This is a genomic window from Goodfellowiella coeruleoviolacea, from assembly GCF_024171785.1.
GTDB classification, from domain to species: domain Bacteria; phylum Actinomycetota; class Actinomycetes; order Mycobacteriales; family Pseudonocardiaceae; genus Goodfellowiella; species Goodfellowiella coeruleoviolacea.
Genome location: NZ_JAMTCK010000019.1, coordinates 110,711 through 128,932, shown reverse-complemented (window position 1 = coordinate 128,932; position 18,222 = coordinate 110,711). Strand labels below are relative to the sequence as shown.

The window sequence follows — 18,222 nt, the reverse complement described above, 5'->3', positions numbered from 1 at the left end:
ATGGACAACGACACGACCGCGGGTGCCCTGCGCGCCCGCGGTCGCTCGCGCAGCAGCCTCGGCCACGCCCAGCGGCCGGGCACCACCCGGGTGTTGGAGCGCACCGACGACGGGTGCGCGGTCCGGCGCAGCGTGCTGCCCAGCGGCCTGCGCGTGGTCACCGAACAGGTGCCCGGGGTGCGGTCCGCGTCGGTGGGCATCTGGGTCGGGGTCGGCTCCCGCGACGAGCAGCCGGCCGTGGCCGGTGCCGCGCACTACCTGGAGCACCTGCTGTTCAAGGGCACGGCCAAGCGCGGCGCCACCCAGATCGCCGAGGAGATCGACGCCGTCGGCGGCGAGCTGAACGCGTTCACGGCCAAGGAGCACACCTGCTACTACGCGCACGTGCTCGACGTGGACCTGCCGCTGGCCATGGACCTGGTGTGCGACGTGGTCTTCGACGCGCTGTGCACCGAGCAGGACCTGGAGACCGAACGCAGCGTCGTGCTGGAAGAGATCGCCATGCGCGACGACGACCCCGAGGACCTGCTGCACGACCTGTTCTGCGACGCCCTGCTGGGCGACCACCCGCTGGGCCGGCCCGTGCTGGGCACCGAGCGGTCCATCACCGAGATGAGCCGCACCGCCCTGTACGGGTTCTACCGGCGCCGCTACAGCCTGCCCCGGATGGTGCTGGCGGTGGCCGGCAACATCGAGCACAACCAGGTGATGCGCCTGGTCCGCAAGTGCCTCGGCGAGCGGCTGGACCGCACCACCGCCCGGCCCGTGGCACCCAGGGCCGGCCGGGCCAGGGCCAGCCTGGCGCGCAAGCTCGTGCTGCACACCGACGACACCGAGCAGGCGCACCTGATGCTCGGCGTGCGCGCCCTGGACCGGCACGACGACCGGCGGTTCGCCCTGGGCGTGCTCAACGCGGCCCTGGGCGGCGGCATGAGTTCCCGGCTGTTCCAGGAGATCCGGGAACGCCGGGGCCTGGCCTACCAGGTGTACTCGTCGGTCACCTCCTACGCGGACACCGGCAGCCTGTCGGTCTACGCCGGCTGCCAGCCCGACCGGCTGGGCGCGGTCGCCGGGGTGATCCGCGACGTGCTGGCCGAGGTGGCCAGGGGCGGCCTGTCCGACGCCGAGGTGGCCAGGGGCCGCGGCCAGCTGCGCGGCGGCCTGGTGCTGGGCCTGGAGGACACGGCCTCGCGGATGTCGCGGGTCGGCAAGGGCGAGCTGAACTACGGCGACCACCTGACCGTGGAGCAGACCCTGGCCCGCATCGACGCGGTCACCGCCGACGATGTGGCCAAGCTCGCGCGGGAACTGCTGCGCCGCCCGGTCGCCGCGGCCGTGGTGGGTCCCTACGATCACGAGGACGACCTGCCGGCCGAGGTACACGAGGTGATCGCATGACACAGGAGCCGGTCCGGTCCCCGGACAATCCCATCCGGGTCGGGGTGCTCGGCGCGCGCGGGCGGATGGGCACCGAGGTGTGCCGCGCGGTGGACGCCGCCGCGGACCTGGTCGTGGCGGCCACGGTCGACTCGGACGACGAGCTGAGCAGGCTCACCGACGCGGCCGTCGAGGTGGTGGTGGACTTCACCAACCCGGACGTGGTGCTGGACAACATCTGGTTCTGCGTCGCCCAGGGCATCCACTGCGTGGTCGGCACCAGCGGGTTCGACGAGAACAAGCTGACCACCGTGGCCGAGTGGCTGGCCGACCGGCCGGAGGTGGGTGTGCTGGTCGCGCCGAACTTCGCCATCGGCGCGGTGCTGTCCATGCGCTTCGCCGAGCTGGCCGCCCGCTACTACGAGTCGGTCGAGGTCATCGAGCTGCACCACCAGCGCAAGCTGGACGCGCCCTCGGGCACGGCCGCGCACACCGCCCGGCTGGTGGCGGCGGCCCGGGCCCGTGCCGGCCTGCCCGCGGCCAGCCCGGACGCCACCACCGCGGAACTGGCCGGCGCGCGCGGCGCCAGCGTGCAGGACGTCCGGGTGCACTCGGTGCGGCTGGCCGGGCTGGTCGCCCACCAGGAGGTGCTGTTCGGCACCGAGGGCGAGACGCTGAGCATCCGGCACGACTCGCTGTCCCGCACCTCGTTCATGCCGGGCGTGCTGCTCGGGATCCGGGAGATCGCCGGTCACCCCGGGCTGACCGTCGGCCTGGACCAGTTCCTGGACCTGTGACAGCGAGGGTGTCGCGATGAGGACACGTGCAGCCGCGATCCTGGTCACCGCCGTGGTGGTGGTGTACCTGGTGCTGCTGGCCGGCCGGGCGTGGGCGCTGTTCGAGTCCGGCGACCCGGTCGGCATCGCCCTCGGCGCGGGTGTGCTGATCCTGCCGCTGGTGGGGCTGTGGATCGTGGCGGTGAACCTGCGCTTCGGTGCCCGCACCGAGCGGCTGGCCCGCCGGCTCGCCGAGGAGGGCGGCCTGCCGGACACCTCCGACCTGCCCCGCCGGCCCTCCGGCCGGGTGGAGCGCGACGCCGCCGACGCCTGGTTCGCGCAGCGGCAGGCCGAGACCGAGGCCGCCCCGGACGACTGGCGCAACTGGTACCGGCTGGCCCACGGCTACGACATCGCCGGCGACCGCCGCCGCGCCCGCGAGGCCATGCGCCGCGCCATCGACCTGGAAGCGACCGCGAACACCGCGAGTTGACTGTGCAAACCCCGCGAGTCGACATTTCGCGCAGGCCCGTTCGGGTGAATCGGGGCCCGGGCGAGCGCGACGGGCGGGAAGCGCACCAGCACGGCGGCCGGTTGTCGCGTCGGCCTCGGTGTGCACGGCCGGGGCGAGGGCGGGCGCGAGCCGACCGGGGCTTCAGCTGTCCGCGCTCGGCGGAATCAGGAAGTTGGGCCGGAAGAGCAGCTGGGGGTCGAGAGCGGCCTTGATCTCGGTGATCCTGCGGTAGTCCTGCGGCGCGAACGCGGCGCGGACCGTGTCCTGGTCCACCGCGCCGAACGTGAAGTTGAGCGAACGCCCGACCGCGTGGGCCGACCAGGGCTCCAGCGCCGTGGCGTGCATCGCGCGCACCGCGTCCACCTGGTTCGGCGTCGTCGGTGAGAGCACCCCCAGCAGGTAGCCGGCAGCACGGTGGCCGACCGAGTTGGGGACCGCCGGGGGACGGGAGAGCGCGCCGCCGAGGTGGCGCAGGCCGACCACGCACATCGTCGGGTTGGTGGGAGCGGACAGCGTGGTCAGCGCGGGAAGCCCGGTCGGCTCGACATCGCGCAGCAGCAGGTTCTCCCCCTGGTAGGCGTGCGGCTGGTCGGGTTCGTTGAACACCACCGCGGACTCGGCGTAGGGGATCTCCTGGAGCCCGTCGAACACCGGTCCGAGTGCGCGCAGCGGCGCCACCAGCTCGTCGCCGTCCTTCGCCGAGCCGAGGAAGGCGATCTGGATCTGGCCGACGTGCCGGCCGCGCAGCGGTTCAGGTATCCCGGGCAGGTCCGGGAACGGCAGCATGGACACCGCCGAGGTCATCTCCTCCGGCAGGCTGGCCGTCCACCGGTACCACTCCGCCGCCAGCTCAGGCGTGCGTGCGAGGTCGAAGAAGAGCCCGCCGCCGTGGATCCGGTCGACCGGCACGAGGTCGATCTCCATCCCCGTCACCACGCCGAAGTTGCCGCCACCACCCCGCAGGGCCCAGAACAGGTCCGGGTCACCGGTGGCGGTCACCCGGCGGAGGCGGCCGTCGGCCGTGACGAGGTCGATACGCCGGACGTGGTCGGCGGCGAAGCCGTACCGCCGTGCCATCAGGCCGACACCGCCGCCGAGGGTGTAGGAGACCGCGCCGACACCGGGCAGGCTTCCCGACAGCGGTGCGAGCCCGTGCGGGCCGGCCGCGTCGATCACGTCCCGCCAGCGCGCGCCGGCCTCGACCCACGCGGTGCGTTCCGCCGCGTTGACCGTCACCGCCGTCATCCGCCGCGTGCTGATCAGCACGCCGGTGCCGTCGAGCGGGGTGGCCAGCCCGTGGCCGGTGGCCTGCACCGCGACGGGGACGCCTTCGGCGGCGGCGAACCGGACGGCGGCGCGGATGTCGTCGCTGTTCCTGGCCGCGACGACCACCGCGGGCCGATGCGCCGCCACCAGCTGGAACCCGACGCGCTCGTCGTCGTAGCCGGCTGAGTCGGGTCGGCGCACGGCACCGCCGACCACGTCGTCCCAGGTAGCTCCGGCAGAAATCAGATCATCCCTGTTCTCGGTCATGGCGCGGATCGTAGGATTGGTTGCGGACACCTCAGGTCCTCAGTGCAGGTCCTCAATGTCAGTCCTCAACGCACAATGCGGTGGCGGACCCGGACGAGTGGTGGGACATGACAGGGCATGACATGCCAACCCGACTGCTGCGGCTGCTGTCGCTGCTGCAGAGCAGACCCGAGTGGTCCGGTGCCGAACTGGCGGCGAAACTCGGCGTCACCACTCGAACCGTGCGTCGCGACGTGGAACGGCTGCGCGGGCTCGACTACGTCGTGGCGGGGACCACGGGTCGCCACGGCGGCTACCGGTTGGGTGCCGGGCAGAGGCTGCCGCCGCTGCAACTCGACGACGAGGAGGCCATCGCGGTGGCCGCCGGACTGGTGACCGCCGCGGGCGACTCCCTTGCCGAGGACGCCTCGACGCGGGCCCTGGTGAAGCTGGAGCGGCTGCTTCCCACGAGGTTGCGGCCACGGCTGGCCGCCCTCACCAACGCGACCGCCGCCGACTCCGGCCGCGCGACGACCCGCGTTGACCCCGCCGTCATCGCCAGGCTCGCGCTCTGCTGCAGTGAACGGGAACTCGTCACCTTCGCCTACCACAGCCGATCCGGTGCGCCCAGCACCCGCCGCGTCGAGCCGCACAGCGTGATCGCCCTGGAAGGACTGTGGTACCTGCTCGGTTTCGACGTGCACCGGGAGGACTGGCGGGTCTTCCGCGTCGACCGGATCACCCAGCTCGACCCCACCGGCCACCGGTTCACCGCACGCGATCTGCCCGCGGACGACCCGGCGGAGTACCTGACCCGGTCGCTGCTGAGCGCGCCATACCGCTACACCGCGCGGCTCACCGTGCCGCTGTCAGCGGAATCGGTCCGCGCCGCCCTCTTCGCCCCGGTGCCCGGCGAGATCACCAGCACCGGCCCGGAGAGCTGTGTCATCCGGCTCAGCGCGGAGAGCGCCGCGGTCGTCACCCAGTACGTCGTCGCTGTCGGCGCGCTGGCCGGCGAGTTCGAACTCGAAGCCGGCGAGGAGATCCGCGCGCGGCTGCGGTCGCTCGGAACGGCGCTCAGCTCCGTGTGACGGCGCCGCCCGGCTAGCGGCCGGCCTCGGCCACCTCATCCGCGTCCGCGATCGCCCAGCGCACCTCGTCAACCACGGCCGGAACACCGCGCACCGGCCAGGCCGCCACGACCTCGCGCACCCGCGCGTCATACCCGGTGCGACCGACCAGCGCCCACGCCGCCGCACCGGCCAACTGGATGCTGTCGTGCCGGAGCAGACCGGCCAGCACCTCCTCCTGGCCGTGCGGAATGTCGGACTCGCTGTCGTGCAGCGGCCGGATCGCCAGCACCCGCAACCGCTCCGGTCGGCGCTCGTCGGTGAACAGGCCGGCCAGCCAAGCGGCCACCCGGTGCCGCGTGGACTCGTCCGCGTCCCCCAGGCACCGGCCGACCGCCGCGAACCCGAACTCGACGAGTTCGCCGAGGTCCGGGTCGTCGTCCACACCCGCCACGGCGGCGGTCAGCACCTCGACCAGCCTGGGCAGATCAGTGGCGTCGCCCAGGTGATCCACCACGCCCACCGCACTCGACCACGCGGCCTGGACCACCGGCTGCCGCCGCACCGGCACGGCCGGATCGTGCTCCACCGCGAGCAGCACCCGCGCCTGCGCCAGGATCTCCTCGGCCAGCTCGTCCAGCGGGTTGCCGAAGCCCCACCGGCTCTGCGACTGCTCGTACAGGAACACGCCCAGCGCCACGCCCGTGGCCGCGATGTCATCGCTGTGCAGCAGCGCTCGATAGGCGGCCCGCCACGCCTCGGGGCCCTTGGCGGAGTCGAGCACGGCGACCAGGCGTTGGCTCGCCGCGCTGAGTTCGTCCAGCTGCCAGTAGTAGGTGACGATGTTGGCGAACAAGGCTGTCCGCCTCAGGCGGGCTGACGCCCGCCACCGGCCTTGGCCAGGAACGCGCGCCAGCTGGCCGGCGGGAAGTCCAGCACCGGGCCGGTGGCGTTCTTGGAATCCCGCACCGCCACCGACTCCGGCGTGAAGGCGATTTCAACGCAGTCGGTTTGGCCGCCCTGGCTGTAGCTGCTCTTGCGCCAGGCGACCTCAACGCAGTTGGTCTGGCCGCCTTCGCTGTAGCTGCTCTTGCGCCACGTCAGCGCCTCCGTGCTGGACATCCCGCTGGCCCTCCCGCGCTCGGTCGTACCGATCTGCCCAATCGGTCAGTACTTCACGCGATTCTTCCGCACTGAGGGCGAGTCGAGCGAGAAGGTGCTGCCGGCTCCGGTACTGCTCGATCTCCTGCGGGCGTTCCAGGAACACGCTCACCGTGCTGATGTCCACGTGCACGACCGGGTTGATCCGGTCGAAGTCCATCAGCAGGAAGGACGAGGACAGTTCGGTCGCGCCACCGGCGGAGAAGGGCACGATCCGGATCGTCACCGACCGGATGTTGCTGCGCAGCACCAGTTGCAGCAGCTGCTCGTGCATGATCTGGGCGCTGCCCACCTGACCCTGCAACGTGGCCTCATGGATGTAGAACGTGCTGCGTGGCGCGTTCGGTCCGATGAGGACATTCTGCCGGGCCAACCGAGTCCGCACACACTGCTCGATCGTGGTGGATGCCTCGCCATCCGCGCTGCGGATGATTGCCCGCGCGTAGTCCTCGGTCTGCAACAGGCCAGGAACAATCATCGGCCGGTACTCGCAGAGCTTGGTTGCCAGGTTTTCGTGGATGATCAGGGCGCGCAGGTTGTCGGACAGGCCGGAGTTGTTGGGGCGGACCAGAAAGCCGTTGTCCTGGTTGCGGACACGCCGCAGCAGTTCCCTGACTTCCGGCAGCTTGAAGCCGCAGGCGGCCAGCATGGTGGCGATGTCCTCCGGCCTGGCACCACGCGTGCCCTTTTCCACGGCGACGAGCTTGGCGGGCGACCAGTTCAGCAGTTGGGCCATGTCCTTGCCCCGAACTCCCGCCGCCAACCGCACCTCGCGCAGTTCGTTGCCCAGTTCCCGGCTCCGCACGGTGGACCGCTGCTTGTCCACGACACCCTCCCGTCCCCGCTGACAAGACCACCCGACGCTATTCCCGGACAGCGCGCGGAAATACCAGCTCGGACGGAAACCACCACAAAGAAGTAAGCCAGCGGCCCGATTCACACGGGTGCAACCACGACAGGCACCCGCGATCAGTCGTTCTCCAGTTCCGCACGCACCCGGTCGGCCGGATCCGGGGCGTCCGCCGGCCAGGTCGCGGCGATCTCGCGGACGAGGGGCACGTGCTGCTCGACGTCGACCAGCACCCAGGCGGCCTGGGTGGACAGGCGGAGGTCGGGGTGGCGGAGCAGCGCCACCAGCGCGTCCTCGTGGCCCAGTTTTCCGGTGAAGAACGGGGCGATCGCGGCCAGGCGCACCTCGATCGGCAGGGTCTCGTCGCTGGCCAGTTCGGCCAGGCGGGCGCCGATGCGGTGGCACGTCGGGTCGTCGGCGTCGTCGAGGTGCCGGCGCAGGGCCTGGGACACGGCGTTCGCCAGGTCGGTGTCGGTGGTGTCGGTGTTCCAGGCGGCCATGAGCGGTTCGAGGTCCGCGGGATCGCCCTGGTTCCGCAGCTCGCGGGCGGCGCTGATCAACTCGGCCGGGCCGGGTGGCGGTTCGCTGTTCACGGCGGCAAGGGTTTTCCGGGCCTGGGCCAGGTTGTCGGCCGCCCTGATCATGCGTCGCACGGTGCTGGCCGCATCGGCGTCCGCCGGCCAGGTCTGGACGACCTCGCGCACCAGGGCGTCGTGGGGGTCGCGGCCGGCCAGCGCCGTTGCCGCGCGGCCGGCCAGCTGGAGATCGGGGTGGTGGAGCAGAGCCACCAAAGCGTTCTCCTGGCCCAGTTTCGCGGCCGTCCGCTGGCCGGCGGTGAACGGTCCGAGCGCTGACGTGCGCAGGGATACCGGCAGGTTCTCGTTGGTGAACAGGGCGGCCAGCCGTTGCCCGGCCTGCCGGCCGGTGACCTCGTCCGCGCTTTCCAGACAGCCGCGGACGGCCTGGAAAGCGCCCGCCAGAACGTCGGTGGCGCCGTCCTCGTCACCGCGGGCCACGGTGGCGTCCAGCACGTCGAGGATCCGGGGCAGGTCGGTGTCCTCGCCCAGGTGCCACAACGCACCCAGGGCGCTGGCCCAGGCCGCGAGGACCACCGGCCAGTCGTGGTCGGGAGCGCCGGGGTCGGGTGCGGTGGCCAGCACCTCGCGGGCGCACGCGGCGATGTCGTCCTCCAGCGCCGCCAGGGGATTGTGCACGCCCCACCGCCACTGGGCCTGGGCGTAGTGGTACTGGTCCAGGGCGATGCCCCGGGCCACGACGTCATCGCTGTGCAGCATCGCCTGGTACGCGGTCAGCAGTTCGCCCACGTCGTCGGCTTTGTTCACGACGGTCCAGGCGCGTTGGTCGGCTTCCTGGCTCAGGTCGTCGACATCCCAGTAGTAGGACGTGAATCCGTGCATCAACGCTTCCCGGTGCTCAGTGGGCTTCGAGTTCCTCGCGGACGTACGCGGCCGGGCCTGGCGCGTCGGCCGGCCAACTGGCGGCGACCTCCCGCACGAGCGGCCGGTGCCGCTCGGTGTCGACCAGCACCCAGGCCGCTTCGGTGGCCAGCCTGAGGTCGTTGTGGCGCAACAGCTTCGCCAGGGTGTCCGCCTGGCCCAGCTCCCCGGCGTGGAACGGGGCGATCGCGGCCACGCGCACGTCGGTGGGCAGGCTCTCGTCAGCGAACAGCTCGGCCAGCCGGGCGCCGATCCGGTGGCGGGTGTCGGTGTCGGCGTCCTCAAGGCACCGACGAAGCGCCTGCGACACGGCTTCGGCGAGGCCGCTGTCGGTGGTGTCGGTGTTCCAGGCGGCCAACAGCGGGTCGATGTCCGTGGTGTCGCCCTGGTCGCGCAGTTCGTACGCGGCCCTGATCAACTCGGTGCGGCTGCTGTTCGCCGCGGCGACCACCTCCCGTGCCCGCACCAGGCTATCAGCTTCCCTGATGGCGTCTCGAACCAGGTAGGCACTGGTGCCCGAGGTGTCCTCCGGCCACCCGGCGACGGCCGCGCGAACCAGTGCGTCGTGGGGATCGCGGTTGACCAGCGCCGCGGCCGCCTGAGCGGCCAGCGCCAACTCGGGGTGGTGGAGCATGGCGACCAGGGCGGGTTCCTGACCCATCGCTTCGGCGGTCTGCCTGTCGTAGCTGAACGGCCGGAGCGCTGACTCGCGCAGGTCGACCGGCAGGCTCTCGTTGGTGAACAGCTCGGCCAGCCGCGCGCCGGTCCGCTGGAGCGTGGCGTCGTCGGCGTGGTCCAGGCAGCCGTGCATGGCCAGGAAGACGCCCTCGACGACGTCGACGAACTCGTCGGGGTCGTCACTGGCCGCTGCCGCGTCCAGCAGGTCGAGGAGCCGGGGCAGGTCGGTCGGCGCGCCGAGGTGCATCAGCACGGCCGACGCGCTGGCCCAGGCGGATCGGACCACCGACCAGTCGTGATCGGCGTCGGGTACGGTGGTGAGCATCTCGCGGGCGCGGGCGGCGATCTCGTCCTTGACGGCGCTCAGTGGGTTGTCCAGTCCCCACCTGCCCTGTGCCTGGGCGTAGAAGAACTGGTCCAGCGCGATGCCCCACGCCGCGATGTCGTCACTGCGCAGCAGCGCCTGAAATCCCGTGAGCAGGTCGGTCACGTCGTCGGGGTCGTCGACCTTGGCCCAGGCGCGCTGGTCGTTCTCGCCCAGGTCGTCGACAGCCCAGTGGTACGACGTGAATCCGTGCATCAGGTTTCCTCAGAACTGTTGTGGGACAAGGAGATGGAGCGAATGCCGACGGAACCGACGCGGCTGGTGGTGCTCACGGGCGGGCCGGGATCAGGCAAGAGTACGGTGATCGACCGGTTGCGCCAAGCCGGTTTCGCGTGTTCGGCGGAGGCGGGGCGGGCGATCATCCGGGACCAGGTCGCCATCGACGGGCCGGCCCTGCCGTGGCGTGATCACGGGCTGTTCGCCGAGCTGATGCTGTGCTGGGAGCTGCGCTCGTACCGGCTGGCCGAAGCACGGGCCGGCACGGTGTTCTTCGATCGCGGCCTGCCCGACGTCGTGGGGTACCTGCGGGTGGCGGGCCGGCCGGTGCCCGAGCACATCCGCGTTGCCGCGCAACGGTTCCGCTATCACCGGCGGGTGTTCGTGGCACCGCCCTGGCCGGAGATCTACGCGCGGGACACCGAGCGCGGGCAGTCCTTTGCCGAGGCGGTGCGCACCCATGAGTCGATGGTCGAGACCTACAGCGAGTTCGGCTACGAGCTGGTCCCGCTGCCACTGTCCAGTGTGGAGGATCGGGTTCGGTTCGTCACCGAACAGGTGGGGGCGCGGCCGGCTCAGTAGGGCATGGCGGGTCCCTTGCGCGGGCCGGTCCACGCGCCGGCGAGCGCCAGCAGCGCGCCGATGATCATCACCCAGGGGCCGGGGCCCATGGCCGACGTGCTGTCCTGGAACAGCAGGACGACGCCGGTGACGTGGATGACCACCGGGATCAGCGCGCGGCCCGTGTAGACCAGCCGGAACCAGGTGAACGAGCTGTGGCTCAGCGGCTTGCGCCGCACCCCGGCCAGCCAGCGGGCGGCGCGCTGGGTCCTGATCGCGCCCAGCGTCCACGGCAGCGTGCTGAGCAGTGGCACCACGTAGGCCACGAACCCCAGCAGGGTCACGTACGCGCCGGCCAGTTGCACCGACAGCGGGGCCTGCTTCAGCGCGTCCGTCGTCGTCGCCCGGTAGATGTCCAGGAAGTGGACGTCGTCGGCCCAGGGCAGCGCGAACATCGCGACCACCATCAGCGCGATGCCGAGGAGGGTGGGCAGCGCGCCCGGGCCGGGCAGGGTCAGCGGCCCGCTGGGAACCCCCGGCGGGGTCGCGCCGTGGGCGGGCGGCACCGGACCCGGATGCTGCGGGTATCCGGTCTGGGGGTAGCCCTGCTGGGGGTAACCCTGCTGCGGGTAGGCGGGCGGCGCCGGGTGGCCGCCCAGCGGTGCGGGCTGTCCGTGGTGGGGTGGCGGTCCCTGGTGCCACGGCGTGGGTTGTCCGAACTGTGGTTGCTGGCCGCCGGGGTAGCTCATGGCGCAGCAGGCTAGCCAGTTCGCGGGAACGATCAGGTGGTTTTCGCGAAGTGACCGCGGGACTCGGCGCGGCCAGCCCGGTGCGGCCTCATCAGGGCGGCCAGCGCAGGGCGGCCAGCTCAGTGCAGCCACTGGGCGAACAGCGCCGGCGACGCGGCTAACGCGGTGAACCGGAGGAACCGCCCGGTCAGGCCGACGCCGATGAACAACGCGATCGACATGCCCGCCAGACCGGCCAGCACCGTGGTGGCCATGAACGGCGGCAGGCCGACCACCGAGCTGACCGCGTGCGTGCTGGTCATCCAGTGCGGGTGCCGGTGGCAGCGGCGCCGGACCGCCTCCAGCAGGCGGCGCCAGCGCGCGAGCATCCTGGTCCACCGGGTCTCCGGTCTGGGTTCACGCGCTGTTCTCGGCCTGCTGTGCAGGAATTCCGGCAGCCGCAGCGAGCCGCGGGCGGCGAGGAAGTACAGCAGTTTGCCGCCGACCTGCCCGACGGCCACCACCGCGCCGAGCATCCACGCGGACAGGCCCGGCTGCTGGGACACCAGGCCGATCAGGAACAACTCGATGCTGACCAGCGGAAGAAGTGCCGAGCCCAGGGCAACGCCGAGGGTGACACCCAACCACACCAGCACCGGCACAACCCCCATGTGTCGCGAACTCCCACAGTCGAGGCTAACAGTGCGGGCGGAGTGCCTCAGCCGGTCATTTCCGGGATCAGTCCGCCGGTGAGCCGCACCTCGCGCAGTGGCCGCCCGGCCGCGTCCAGGGTGCGCACCACGCCGTCCGGGTGCCAGTCGACCACGCCGAAGAACGCCCTGCTGGCCTGGTCCGCCTCGGGCACCCAGACCACGCCCCGGGTGGCGCCGTCGGCGCGCAGCGCCTCGGCCGCCGCGGCGAACAGCCGGCCGCCGTGGCCCCGCCGCCCCCAGCGCGGCTCGACCAGCAGGGAGGCGATCAGGCCGACCTGGGCGGCGTCGGCGGGCAGGCTGCCGTCGGCCGAGGCGATCTCGCTGTCCGGGGCCGGACTGCCGGCCACGCAGAAGCCCACGGTCCACGCGCCCTCAAGGGCCACCAGCACGTGCGCCGGCCCGACCACGGCCTGCTGCCAGGCCTGCTCGGCCGAGTCCTGGTCGACCGCGTGCCACGCCTGGTCGGCCAGCAGGTCGGCGTAGGCGAGCTGCCAGGTCTCCCGCTGGATGCGGGCGATGTCGGGCACGTCGGCGAGGGTCGCGGGGCGGACCGAGGCGGTGGCCATGGGGGCAGAACCTAGTGGCTGGCGGCCCGGCCGGGGCAGCAGGGGAGCCGATCAGCGGGCGAGCGGCGCGGGAGTGTCGGTGGGGGGTGGCACGATGGCCGACGTGCAGACGCTGAGCCCCGCCGTTGCCCGCCGGACCGCCCTGGCCGCCCAGGGCTTCGCCGACCCGCGCCCCGCTGGTGAGCCGACCCGGCGGCACCTGGGACGGGTGCTGTCCCGGGTGCAGCTGCTGCAACTGGACTCGGTCAACGTGGCCGTGCGCGCGCACTACGCCCCGCTGTTCGCCCGGCTGGGTGCCTACCCCACCGACCTGGTCGACGACGCGGCCTGGAGCCACAGCAGGCAGCGGCCCAGGCTGCTGGTGGAGTGCTGGGCGCACGAGGCGAGCCTGGTGCCGGTGGCCGACTGGCCGCTGCTGCGCGCGGTCAAGCGCAAGCGCATGTGGTACCACTACGGCGAGTTGATCGACAGCTCGCCCGCCCTGGTCGAGGACGTGCTGGCGGCGGTCAAGGAGCTGGGGCCGGTCGGCGCGGGCACGCTGGAGCGGGAACTGGGCGGCGGCACACCCCGGCCGCGCGGATCGTGGTGGAACCGGTCGGACGTGAAACGGGTGTGCGAGGGGCTGTTCGCCCTCGGCCAGCTGAGCACCGGCACCCGCCACAACTTCGAGCGCCGCTACGACCTGACCGAGCGGGTGCTGCCGCCGGAGATGGTGGCCATGGAGGTCAGCGAGCAGACCGCGGCCAGGGAGCTGGTGGCCAGGGCGGCGCTCGCGCACGGCGTGGCCACCGAGCCGGACCTGCGCGACTACTACCGGCTGCGCCCGGAACTCAGCCGGCAGGCCGTCGCCGAGCTGGTCGAGTCCGGGGTGCTCGAACCGGTCCAGGTGCGGGGCTGGCGGCACCAGGCCTACCGGCACGTGTCCGCGCGAACACCCCGGCGGGTCACCGGGCGCGCGCTGCTGTGCCCGTTCGACCCGCTGATCTGGGAGCGCGACCGGACCGAGCGGCTGTTCGGCTTCCACTACCGCATCGAGATCTACGTTCCGGAGCCCAAGCGGGTGCACGGCTACTACGTGTTCCCGTTCCTGCTGGACGGCGAACTGGTCGCCAGGGTGGACCTGAAGACCGACCGCAGGGCCAGGGTGCTGCGCGTGCAGGGCGCCTTCGCCGAGCCCGGCGTCGACCAGGCGAGGGTGGCCGTGGAGTTGGTCGAGGAGCTGCGGCACATGGCCGAGTGGCTGGGCGTGGCCGGGGTGGCCGTGGGCGAGCGCGGCGATCTGGCCGGCGCGCTGCGGGCGCTGGTGCGGGACTGAGGCCGCGTGACCGACTCGGCGCCCGCGTGGGTTGACGACCTCTTCCCGTTTCCCACCCCGCCCGCGCTGCGCGTGCTGGTGGACATCGCCTGGCAGCACGCCTACGACCGCTACCGGGAGGACGGGTCCTTCGACCACACCCTGGTGGAGAGCCACTACGACGTCATGTTCGACCTGGCCGCGGTTCCCCGCCCACCCGAGGGCTGCGACTGCTACCCGGAGTTCACCGAGCGGAGCCGGCAGCCCGTGCCGCCGATGTACGCCACCCCGGAGTTCGTGCCCTTCGGCGCGCTGGGCGACGGCGGGGACGTCGGGTGGCTGGTGCCCGCGCCGGAACTGCAGCGGCTCGACCACCCGGTCGCCCTGGCCAGCGGGCACGACCACGGCGTGACCCTGATCGGTGCCGACACCCGGGCCGGCCTGGAGTTCATGCTGTCGCGCGTGCTGCGCCGGTTGCGTGCGGACCCGGTGCCGACGCCCCCGCCCGGGCGCGACCCAGCCGGGTGGCTCGCGCGGAACCAGTGGCGCGTTGACGCGCGTGCCCGGCACCAGGGACTCGTCGACCGGCTGGCCGCCGAACTCGGCGTGCACCCCGACCCGGACCGGTGCCCTCCCGGTTCCCACTGGGACGGCACGGCCCTCGTGCGGGACACCGACGGCGGGGTCGCGTTCGACGTTCCGGCGGGGTGGCGGCACGAGCCCGGCGCGGACGGGATCGGCGTGCTCGCCGCCGCCGGCGCGTACGCGGGTGCGGACCCGGTGGTCGTGGCCGGCCTGCCGCTGGAGGTGGTGCTGGCCGACGTCGAACGCTGGCTCGACGCCGGCTACCCGGCGACCGCGCTGCGCGCGCTCAAGGACACCTTCGTCACCGGGCCGAGCTGCTACTTCGCCGACCTCCGGCCGTGGTGGGCGCGCGCCTACCGCGAGCTGGGCCGGCCCGGGTTCGCGGAGTGCCTGGACCTGATGGCGGTGTACTACCAGGGCCCGTGCTGCTGCGACACCCCGCACTGACCCGGGGCCCGGCCCGCCCGGCGGGTCAGCCGGCCGCGGTGGTGACCAGGACGCTGCCGGAGTTGGTGCGGCCCCGCACCCAGAGGCGTTCCGGTTCACCCAGGGGGACGTCGCTGACCGGGAGTTCGCTGCGGGCCTGGCCGTGACTGGAGGACAGGTCCACGCGGGCCAGCACGCCGGGGCGGATGCCGACCCGGATGTCACCGGAGCCGGTGCCCAGCTCCACCCGGCCGCAGGCGGCGTCGGCCACGGTCAGGTCGCCGCTGCCGGTGCGCACCATGACATCGCTCTGCACGGCGCCGAGCCAGACGTCGCCGCTGCCGGTGAACAGGGTGGTGGGGCCGCCCACCGAGGAGACCTCCAGTTCCCCGGTGCCGCTGCGGGCGTGCAGGCCGCTCAGCATCGGGCCGAGGCGGACCGCACCGGAGCCGGCGTGGATCTCCGCCTTCCCGTCGGCCCGGTCCGCGCGGATCTCACCGCTGCCCGTGGTCAGGTTCAGCCGGTCGGCGGCACCGGTCACCGTGATGTCGGCGGTGCCGGTGCGGACCTGGACGTGGGAACCGTGCGGCGCCCGCACCACCGTGGCCAGCCCCACCCCGCGCAGGGGCATGGACTTGGGACCGTGCACCCGCAGCCGCGTGCCGGTCAGGTCGACCCTGGTCTGCCGGACCGCCTCGGCCGGGCCCTGGTCCGCGCCACCCCCGCCGAACTGGTTGTTCATCCAGGTCAGCAGGCCGGACAGGCCCTGCGCCCAGGTGTTGCCGGCCGACGTGTCGGCCCGGACCTCGACGTGCACGCCCGGCTCGTCGACCAGGCGCACCTCGACCCGGCCGACGGTCAGGGCGACGTCGATCTCCACCGTGCCCTCGACCTCGAAGCTCTGCCGGCGCACCACCTGGTCGGTGTCCGCGGGCTCGCCGGAGCCGTGGGGCCCGCCGGGTGCGTCGGACGAGTCGGGGGACTCGCCGGGGTGATCCACCATCGTTGTCACCGCTTTCCTTGCCTGAAGGGGGAACGTTCGTGTGGCGTCAGCGCCGGCCGGTAGCCGTGCGCGCGCCGTGACCGCTGGTCGTCAGCCCTGCACCCAGCCGCGCACGCGGCTGCCCCGGCCGCCGTGCGGCCCGCCGCGGTGGCCGGGCTGCGGCTCGCCGCGGTGCTCCTGGTCGGTGCCGGCCGGTCCACCCGGTCCACCCGGCCCCCAGGGACCGCCAGGCCCCCACGGTCCGCCAGGCCCCCAGGGCCCACCGGGGCCCCACGGTCCGCCGGGCCCCCAGGGCGCACCCTGGCCGCGGCCCCGCCCCCGGCCCCGGCCCCGGGTGGCGTTGTGCAGCGCGCCCTGCACGGCCTGGGCGACGAAGGTGTTCAGGGACACGCCCTGGGCGGACGCGGCCTGCTCGGCCTTGGCCTTGAGTTCGTCGAGCAGGCGGAGGGTGATCCGGCTGATGTCGCCGGCGCTGTCGCCGCCGTTGGGTGGGGGCGGGGGTGGTGGCGCGTCGTCGGGTTCGCTGTCGTCGTCGGTCAGGCCGCCGGTGACCACGACCCGGATGTCCCTGCCGTCCAGCCTGACCTCGACCACGCGATCCTCCAGGGCCACGGTGACCTCGGCGGCCAGGTCGGACAGGGCGTTCATGATCGCCAGCCGGGCCGCTGGCTCCAGGGCCGCGGCCAGCACGGCGGCGGTCCGCTGGGTGTCCTCGGTGCCGGCGGAGGCGGCCGTGGTCAGGCCGTCGCGGAGGGTGGCGAGATAGGGCGTGAGATCCATGACGTCAGCATGGCATCACTCATGACGTCACACAAGCAGTCACTCGGGGATTCTGTGATGTCTTGATGGTGTCATGACGGTGGTGTGCCGCACGGCGGTCTCCGGCCGATCCGGGGGGTGCGCCTGCGGGCAACCCGCCGGGAAAACGATCTCTCCGCAGGTCGTTAGGCTGGTTGGTGCGGCGCGGGCCAGGGTGACCTGCCCGTGTTCGCCGGGGAAACAGGCAGAAAGGGACAGTGGCCGTGACCGAAACGGTGTCGCCGAAGGTGCAGCTCATCGCCAAGACGGAGTTCTTCCCGCCGGCGGAGGTGCCCTGGACGACCGACGCGGACGGCGGGGAGGCGCTGGCCGAGTTCGCCGGCCGGGCCTGCTACCAGTCGTGGCGCAAGCCCAACCCGGCCACCGCGACCAACGCCGGCTACCTGCGGCACATCCTTGAGGTGGGGCACCTGTCCGTGCTCGAACACGGCTCGGTGAGCTTCTACATCACCGGGATCTCCCGCTCGCTGACCCACGAGCTGATCCGGCACCGGCACTTCTCCTACTCCCAGCTGTCCCAGCGGTACGTGCCCGAGCGCGACGCCGCCGTGGTCGAGCCGGACGTGATCGCCAACGACCCCGAGCTGCACGCCAAGTTCCTGGCCGCGGCCGAGGCCAGCGTGGCCGCCTACAACGAGCTGCTCGCCGGCCTGGAGAAGAAGTTCTCCGACGTGCCCAGCGCGACGCTGCGCCGCAAGCAGGCCAGGCAGGCCGCGCGCGCGGTGCTGCCCAACGCCACCGAGACGCGGATCGTGGTCACCGGCAACTACCGGGCCTGGCGGCACTTCATCGCCATGCGCGCCACCGAGGCCGCCGACGTGGAGATCCGGGCGCTGGCCGTGGAGTGCCTGCGCCAGCTGCAGAAGGCCGCCGGCAACGTCTTCGCCGACTTCGTGATCTCCACGCTGCCCGACGGCACCGAGGTCGCGTCGAGTCCGCTGGTGACCGAGGGCTGACCCGGGCCCCGGGCGGCGCGGCCACGGGATCGAACAGGAGGTCGGGATGAAGCAGTTGACCATCGACGTCGAGCCCGACGACTACACGGTCGCGCGGCTGGACAGGGCCGTGCCGGTCGACGCACTACCCCTGGACCTGCCCAAACCAGCGTTCGTCTCGGTGACCAGGACAGCGGAGGGGGAGCTGTCCCTGGTCTGCCCCACCGAGTTCGCACCGGCCGCGGCCGTGGCCGAACCCGGGTGGCGGCTGCTGAGCGTGCGCGGGCCGCTGGAGTTCACCCTCACCGGGATCATGGCGGCGCTGGCCGGCGCGCTGGCCGCCGCGGGCGTGGCGCTGTTCGCGGTGTCCACTTTCGACACCGACCACCTGCTGGTCAAACAGCACGACCTGGAGTCGGCCGTGCGGGCGCTGCGGGCGGCAGGACACCGGGTGCACCTGCCGACCCCGTGACGGGCCGGGCTCGCGCCGGGGAAACCAAACCGCCTCGGCCCCGGTCCAAGGTGGGGACCCGGCCCGGCCGAGGGCCGGTCGTCGGTGATGACCGTTGTTCGGCGACGATCGTCGTCCGGCGACG

The 18,222-nt window shown here is 72.7% G+C and carries 20 protein-coding genes; 9 read left to right on the top strand and 11 right to left on the bottom strand.

The window, feature by feature from the left end:
- Genes LX83_RS32915 through LX83_RS32905 form a run of 3 tightly spaced genes read left to right on the top strand, consistent with a single transcriptional unit; the run spans nt 1 to nt 2,646 of the window.
- Entirely contained in the window at nt 1–1,398 is a 1,398-nt protein-coding gene (locus LX83_RS32915; RefSeq protein ID WP_253778572.1) for a M16 family metallopeptidase, read from the top strand.
- A complete protein-coding gene (dapB, locus tag LX83_RS32910) occupies nt 1,395–2,174 on the top strand; it encodes a 4-hydroxy-tetrahydrodipicolinate reductase (RefSeq protein WP_253778570.1) in 780 nt (259 codons plus the stop codon). The genes LX83_RS32915 and dapB overlap by 4 nt, the downstream gene beginning before the upstream one ends.
- Nucleotides 2,175–2,190: 16 nt before the next feature.
- A complete protein-coding gene (locus LX83_RS32905; protein ID WP_253778568.1) occupies nt 2,191–2,646 on the top strand; it encodes a hypothetical protein in 456 nt (151 codons plus the stop codon).
- Between the two features lie 162 nt (nt 2,647–2,808).
- Here LX83_RS32905 and LX83_RS32900 read toward each other — a convergent pair whose 3' ends face one another.
- Nucleotides 2,809–4,200, bottom strand: coding sequence for an FAD-binding oxidoreductase (locus LX83_RS32900; RefSeq protein WP_253778566.1), 1,392 nt, complete (start codon nt 4,198–4,200; stop codon nt 2,809–2,811).
- A gap of 107 nt (nt 4,201–4,307) precedes the next feature.
- On the opposite strand from LX83_RS32900, the gene LX83_RS32895 reads away from it, so the two are divergent.
- Nucleotides 4,308–5,270, top strand: coding sequence for a helix-turn-helix transcriptional regulator (locus tag LX83_RS32895; protein ID WP_253778564.1), 963 nt, complete (start codon nt 4,308–4,310; stop codon nt 5,268–5,270).
- A gap of 13 nt (nt 5,271–5,283) precedes the next feature.
- Here LX83_RS32895 and LX83_RS32890 read toward each other — a convergent pair whose 3' ends face one another.
- The 5 genes from LX83_RS32890 to LX83_RS32870 all read right to left on the bottom strand — a co-directional run bounded on the left by LX83_RS32890 (nt 5,284) and on the right by LX83_RS32870 (nt 9,975).
- The gene (locus LX83_RS32890; protein ID WP_253778562.1) at nt 5,284–6,105 is read right to left on the bottom strand and encodes a hypothetical protein; all 822 of its coding nucleotides are present in this window, start codon (nt 6,103–6,105) and stop codon (nt 5,284–5,286) included.
- A gap of 11 nt (nt 6,106–6,116) precedes the next feature.
- Nucleotides 6,117–6,371, bottom strand: coding sequence for a DUF397 domain-containing protein (locus LX83_RS32885; protein WP_253778561.1), 255 nt, complete (start codon nt 6,369–6,371; stop codon nt 6,117–6,119).
- Nucleotides 6,301–7,236 carry a helix-turn-helix domain-containing protein gene (locus LX83_RS32880; RefSeq protein WP_253778559.1) on the bottom strand — a complete coding sequence of 312 codons (936 nt, stop codon included), beginning with the start codon at nt 7,234–7,236 and terminating at the stop codon, nt 6,301–6,303. The genes LX83_RS32885 and LX83_RS32880 overlap by 71 nt, the downstream gene beginning before the upstream one ends.
- Nucleotides 7,237–7,379: 143 nt before the next feature.
- Nucleotides 7,380–8,678, bottom strand: a complete 1,299-nt coding sequence (locus tag LX83_RS32875) for a hypothetical protein (RefSeq protein WP_253778557.1) — start codon at nt 8,676–8,678, stop codon at nt 7,380–7,382.
- 16 nt (nt 8,679–8,694) lie between these two features.
- The gene (locus LX83_RS32870) at nt 8,695–9,975 is read right to left on the bottom strand and encodes a hypothetical protein (protein WP_253778546.1); all 1,281 of its coding nucleotides are present in this window, start codon (nt 9,973–9,975) and stop codon (nt 8,695–8,697) included.
- A 42-nt stretch (nt 9,976–10,017) separates the two neighbouring features.
- On the opposite strand from LX83_RS32870, the gene LX83_RS32865 reads away from it, so the two are divergent.
- Nucleotides 10,018–10,578 (top strand): AAA family ATPase, encoded by a 561-nt coding sequence (locus LX83_RS32865; protein ID WP_253778544.1) that lies wholly within the window; start codon nt 10,018–10,020, stop codon nt 10,576–10,578.
- On the opposite strand, the gene LX83_RS32860 is transcribed toward LX83_RS32865, so the two are convergent.
- From LX83_RS32860 to LX83_RS32850, 3 genes are all read right to left on the bottom strand, one after another.
- Nucleotides 10,572–11,306: a hypothetical protein gene (locus tag LX83_RS32860; protein ID WP_253778542.1), complete on the bottom strand. Its 735-nt coding sequence runs from the start codon at nt 11,304–11,306 to the stop codon at nt 10,572–10,574. The two genes, LX83_RS32865 and LX83_RS32860, sit on opposite strands and share 7 nt — an antisense overlap.
- Before the next feature lie 119 nt (nt 11,307–11,425).
- Nucleotides 11,426–11,956, bottom strand: coding sequence for a hypothetical protein (locus LX83_RS32855; RefSeq protein ID WP_253778540.1), 531 nt, complete (start codon nt 11,954–11,956; stop codon nt 11,426–11,428).
- Nucleotides 11,957–12,003: 47 nt separating this feature from the next.
- Complete coding sequence (locus LX83_RS32850) at nt 12,004–12,564, bottom strand: GNAT family N-acetyltransferase (RefSeq protein WP_253778538.1); 561 nt, start codon at nt 12,562–12,564, stop codon at nt 12,004–12,006.
- A 94-nt stretch (nt 12,565–12,658) separates the two neighbouring features.
- On the opposite strand from LX83_RS32850, the gene LX83_RS32845 reads away from it, so the two are divergent.
- Nucleotides 12,659–13,879 (top strand): winged helix-turn-helix domain-containing protein, encoded by a 1,221-nt coding sequence (locus LX83_RS32845; RefSeq protein WP_253778536.1) that lies wholly within the window; start codon nt 12,659–12,661, stop codon nt 13,877–13,879.
- 6 nt (nt 13,880–13,885) lie between these two features.
- Entirely contained in the window at nt 13,886–14,890 is a 1,005-nt protein-coding gene (locus tag LX83_RS32840) for a hypothetical protein (RefSeq protein WP_253778534.1), read from the top strand.
- 25 nt (nt 14,891–14,915) lie between these two features.
- Here LX83_RS32840 and LX83_RS32835 read toward each other — a convergent pair whose 3' ends face one another.
- Together LX83_RS32835 and LX83_RS38820 are read right to left on the bottom strand one after the other, a co-directional pair.
- On the bottom strand, nt 14,916–15,872 hold the full coding sequence (locus tag LX83_RS32835) for a DUF4097 family beta strand repeat-containing protein (RefSeq protein WP_301329316.1): 957 nt from the start codon (nt 15,870–15,872) through the stop codon (nt 14,916–14,918).
- A gap of 90 nt (nt 15,873–15,962) precedes the next feature.
- Nucleotides 15,963–16,652: a toxin-antitoxin system HicB family antitoxin gene (locus tag LX83_RS38820; protein ID WP_407649719.1), complete on the bottom strand. Its 690-nt coding sequence runs from the start codon at nt 16,650–16,652 to the stop codon at nt 15,963–15,965.
- A 242-nt stretch (nt 16,653–16,894) separates the two neighbouring features.
- Between LX83_RS38820 and thyX the strand changes: the two genes are divergently transcribed.
- Together thyX and LX83_RS32820 are read left to right on the top strand one after the other, a co-directional pair.
- The gene (gene thyX, locus LX83_RS32825; RefSeq protein ID WP_253778529.1) at nt 16,895–17,647 is read left to right on the top strand and encodes an FAD-dependent thymidylate synthase; all 753 of its coding nucleotides are present in this window, start codon (nt 16,895–16,897) and stop codon (nt 17,645–17,647) included.
- Between the two features lie 46 nt (nt 17,648–17,693).
- A complete protein-coding gene (locus LX83_RS32820; RefSeq protein ID WP_253778526.1) occupies nt 17,694–18,098 on the top strand; it encodes an ACT domain-containing protein in 405 nt (134 codons plus the stop codon).
- Nucleotides 18,099–18,222 lie beyond the last annotated feature (124 nt).

Coding starts and splice junctions, on each gene's coding strand:
- LX83_RS32915 (WP_253778572.1), top strand. CDS start 1: ATGGACAACGACACGACCGCGGGTGCCCTGCGCGCCCGCGGTCGCTCG.
- dapB (WP_253778570.1), top strand. CDS start 1,395: ATGACACAGGAGCCGGTCCGGTCCCCGGACAATCCCATCCGGGTCGGG.
- LX83_RS32905 (WP_253778568.1), top strand. CDS start 2,191: ATGAGGACACGTGCAGCCGCGATCCTGGTCACCGCCGTGGTGGTGGTG.
- LX83_RS32900 (WP_253778566.1), bottom strand. CDS start 4,200: ATGACCGAGAACAGGGATGATCTGATTTCTGCCGGAGCTACCTGGGAC.
- LX83_RS32895 (WP_253778564.1), top strand. CDS start 4,308: ATGACAGGGCATGACATGCCAACCCGACTGCTGCGGCTGCTGTCGCTG.
- LX83_RS32885 (WP_253778561.1), bottom strand. CDS start 6,371: ATGTCCAGCACGGAGGCGCTGACGTGGCGCAAGAGCAGCTACAGCGAA.
- LX83_RS32875 (WP_253778557.1), bottom strand. CDS start 8,678: ATGCACGGATTCACGTCCTACTACTGGGATGTCGACGACCTGAGCCAG.
- LX83_RS32870 (WP_253778546.1), bottom strand. CDS start 9,975: ATGCACGGATTCACGTCGTACCACTGGGCTGTCGACGACCTGGGCGAG.
- LX83_RS32865 (WP_253778544.1), top strand. CDS start 10,018: ATGCCGACGGAACCGACGCGGCTGGTGGTGCTCACGGGCGGGCCGGGA.
- LX83_RS32860 (WP_253778542.1), bottom strand. CDS start 11,306: ATGAGCTACCCCGGCGGCCAGCAACCACAGTTCGGACAACCCACGCCG.
- LX83_RS32855 (WP_253778540.1), bottom strand. CDS start 11,956: ATGGGGGTTGTGCCGGTGCTGGTGTGGTTGGGTGTCACCCTCGGCGTT.
- LX83_RS32850 (WP_253778538.1), bottom strand. CDS start 12,564: ATGGCCACCGCCTCGGTCCGCCCCGCGACCCTCGCCGACGTGCCCGAC.
- LX83_RS32845 (WP_253778536.1), top strand. CDS start 12,659: ATGGCCGACGTGCAGACGCTGAGCCCCGCCGTTGCCCGCCGGACCGCC.
- LX83_RS32835 (WP_301329316.1), bottom strand. CDS start 15,872: ATGGTGGATCACCCCGGCGAGTCCCCCGACTCGTCCGACGCACCCGGC.
- LX83_RS38820 (WP_407649719.1), bottom strand. CDS start 16,652: ATGGATCTCACGCCCTATCTCGCCACCCTCCGCGACGGCCTGACCACG.
- LX83_RS32820 (WP_253778526.1), top strand. CDS start 17,694: ATGAAGCAGTTGACCATCGACGTCGAGCCCGACGACTACACGGTCGCG.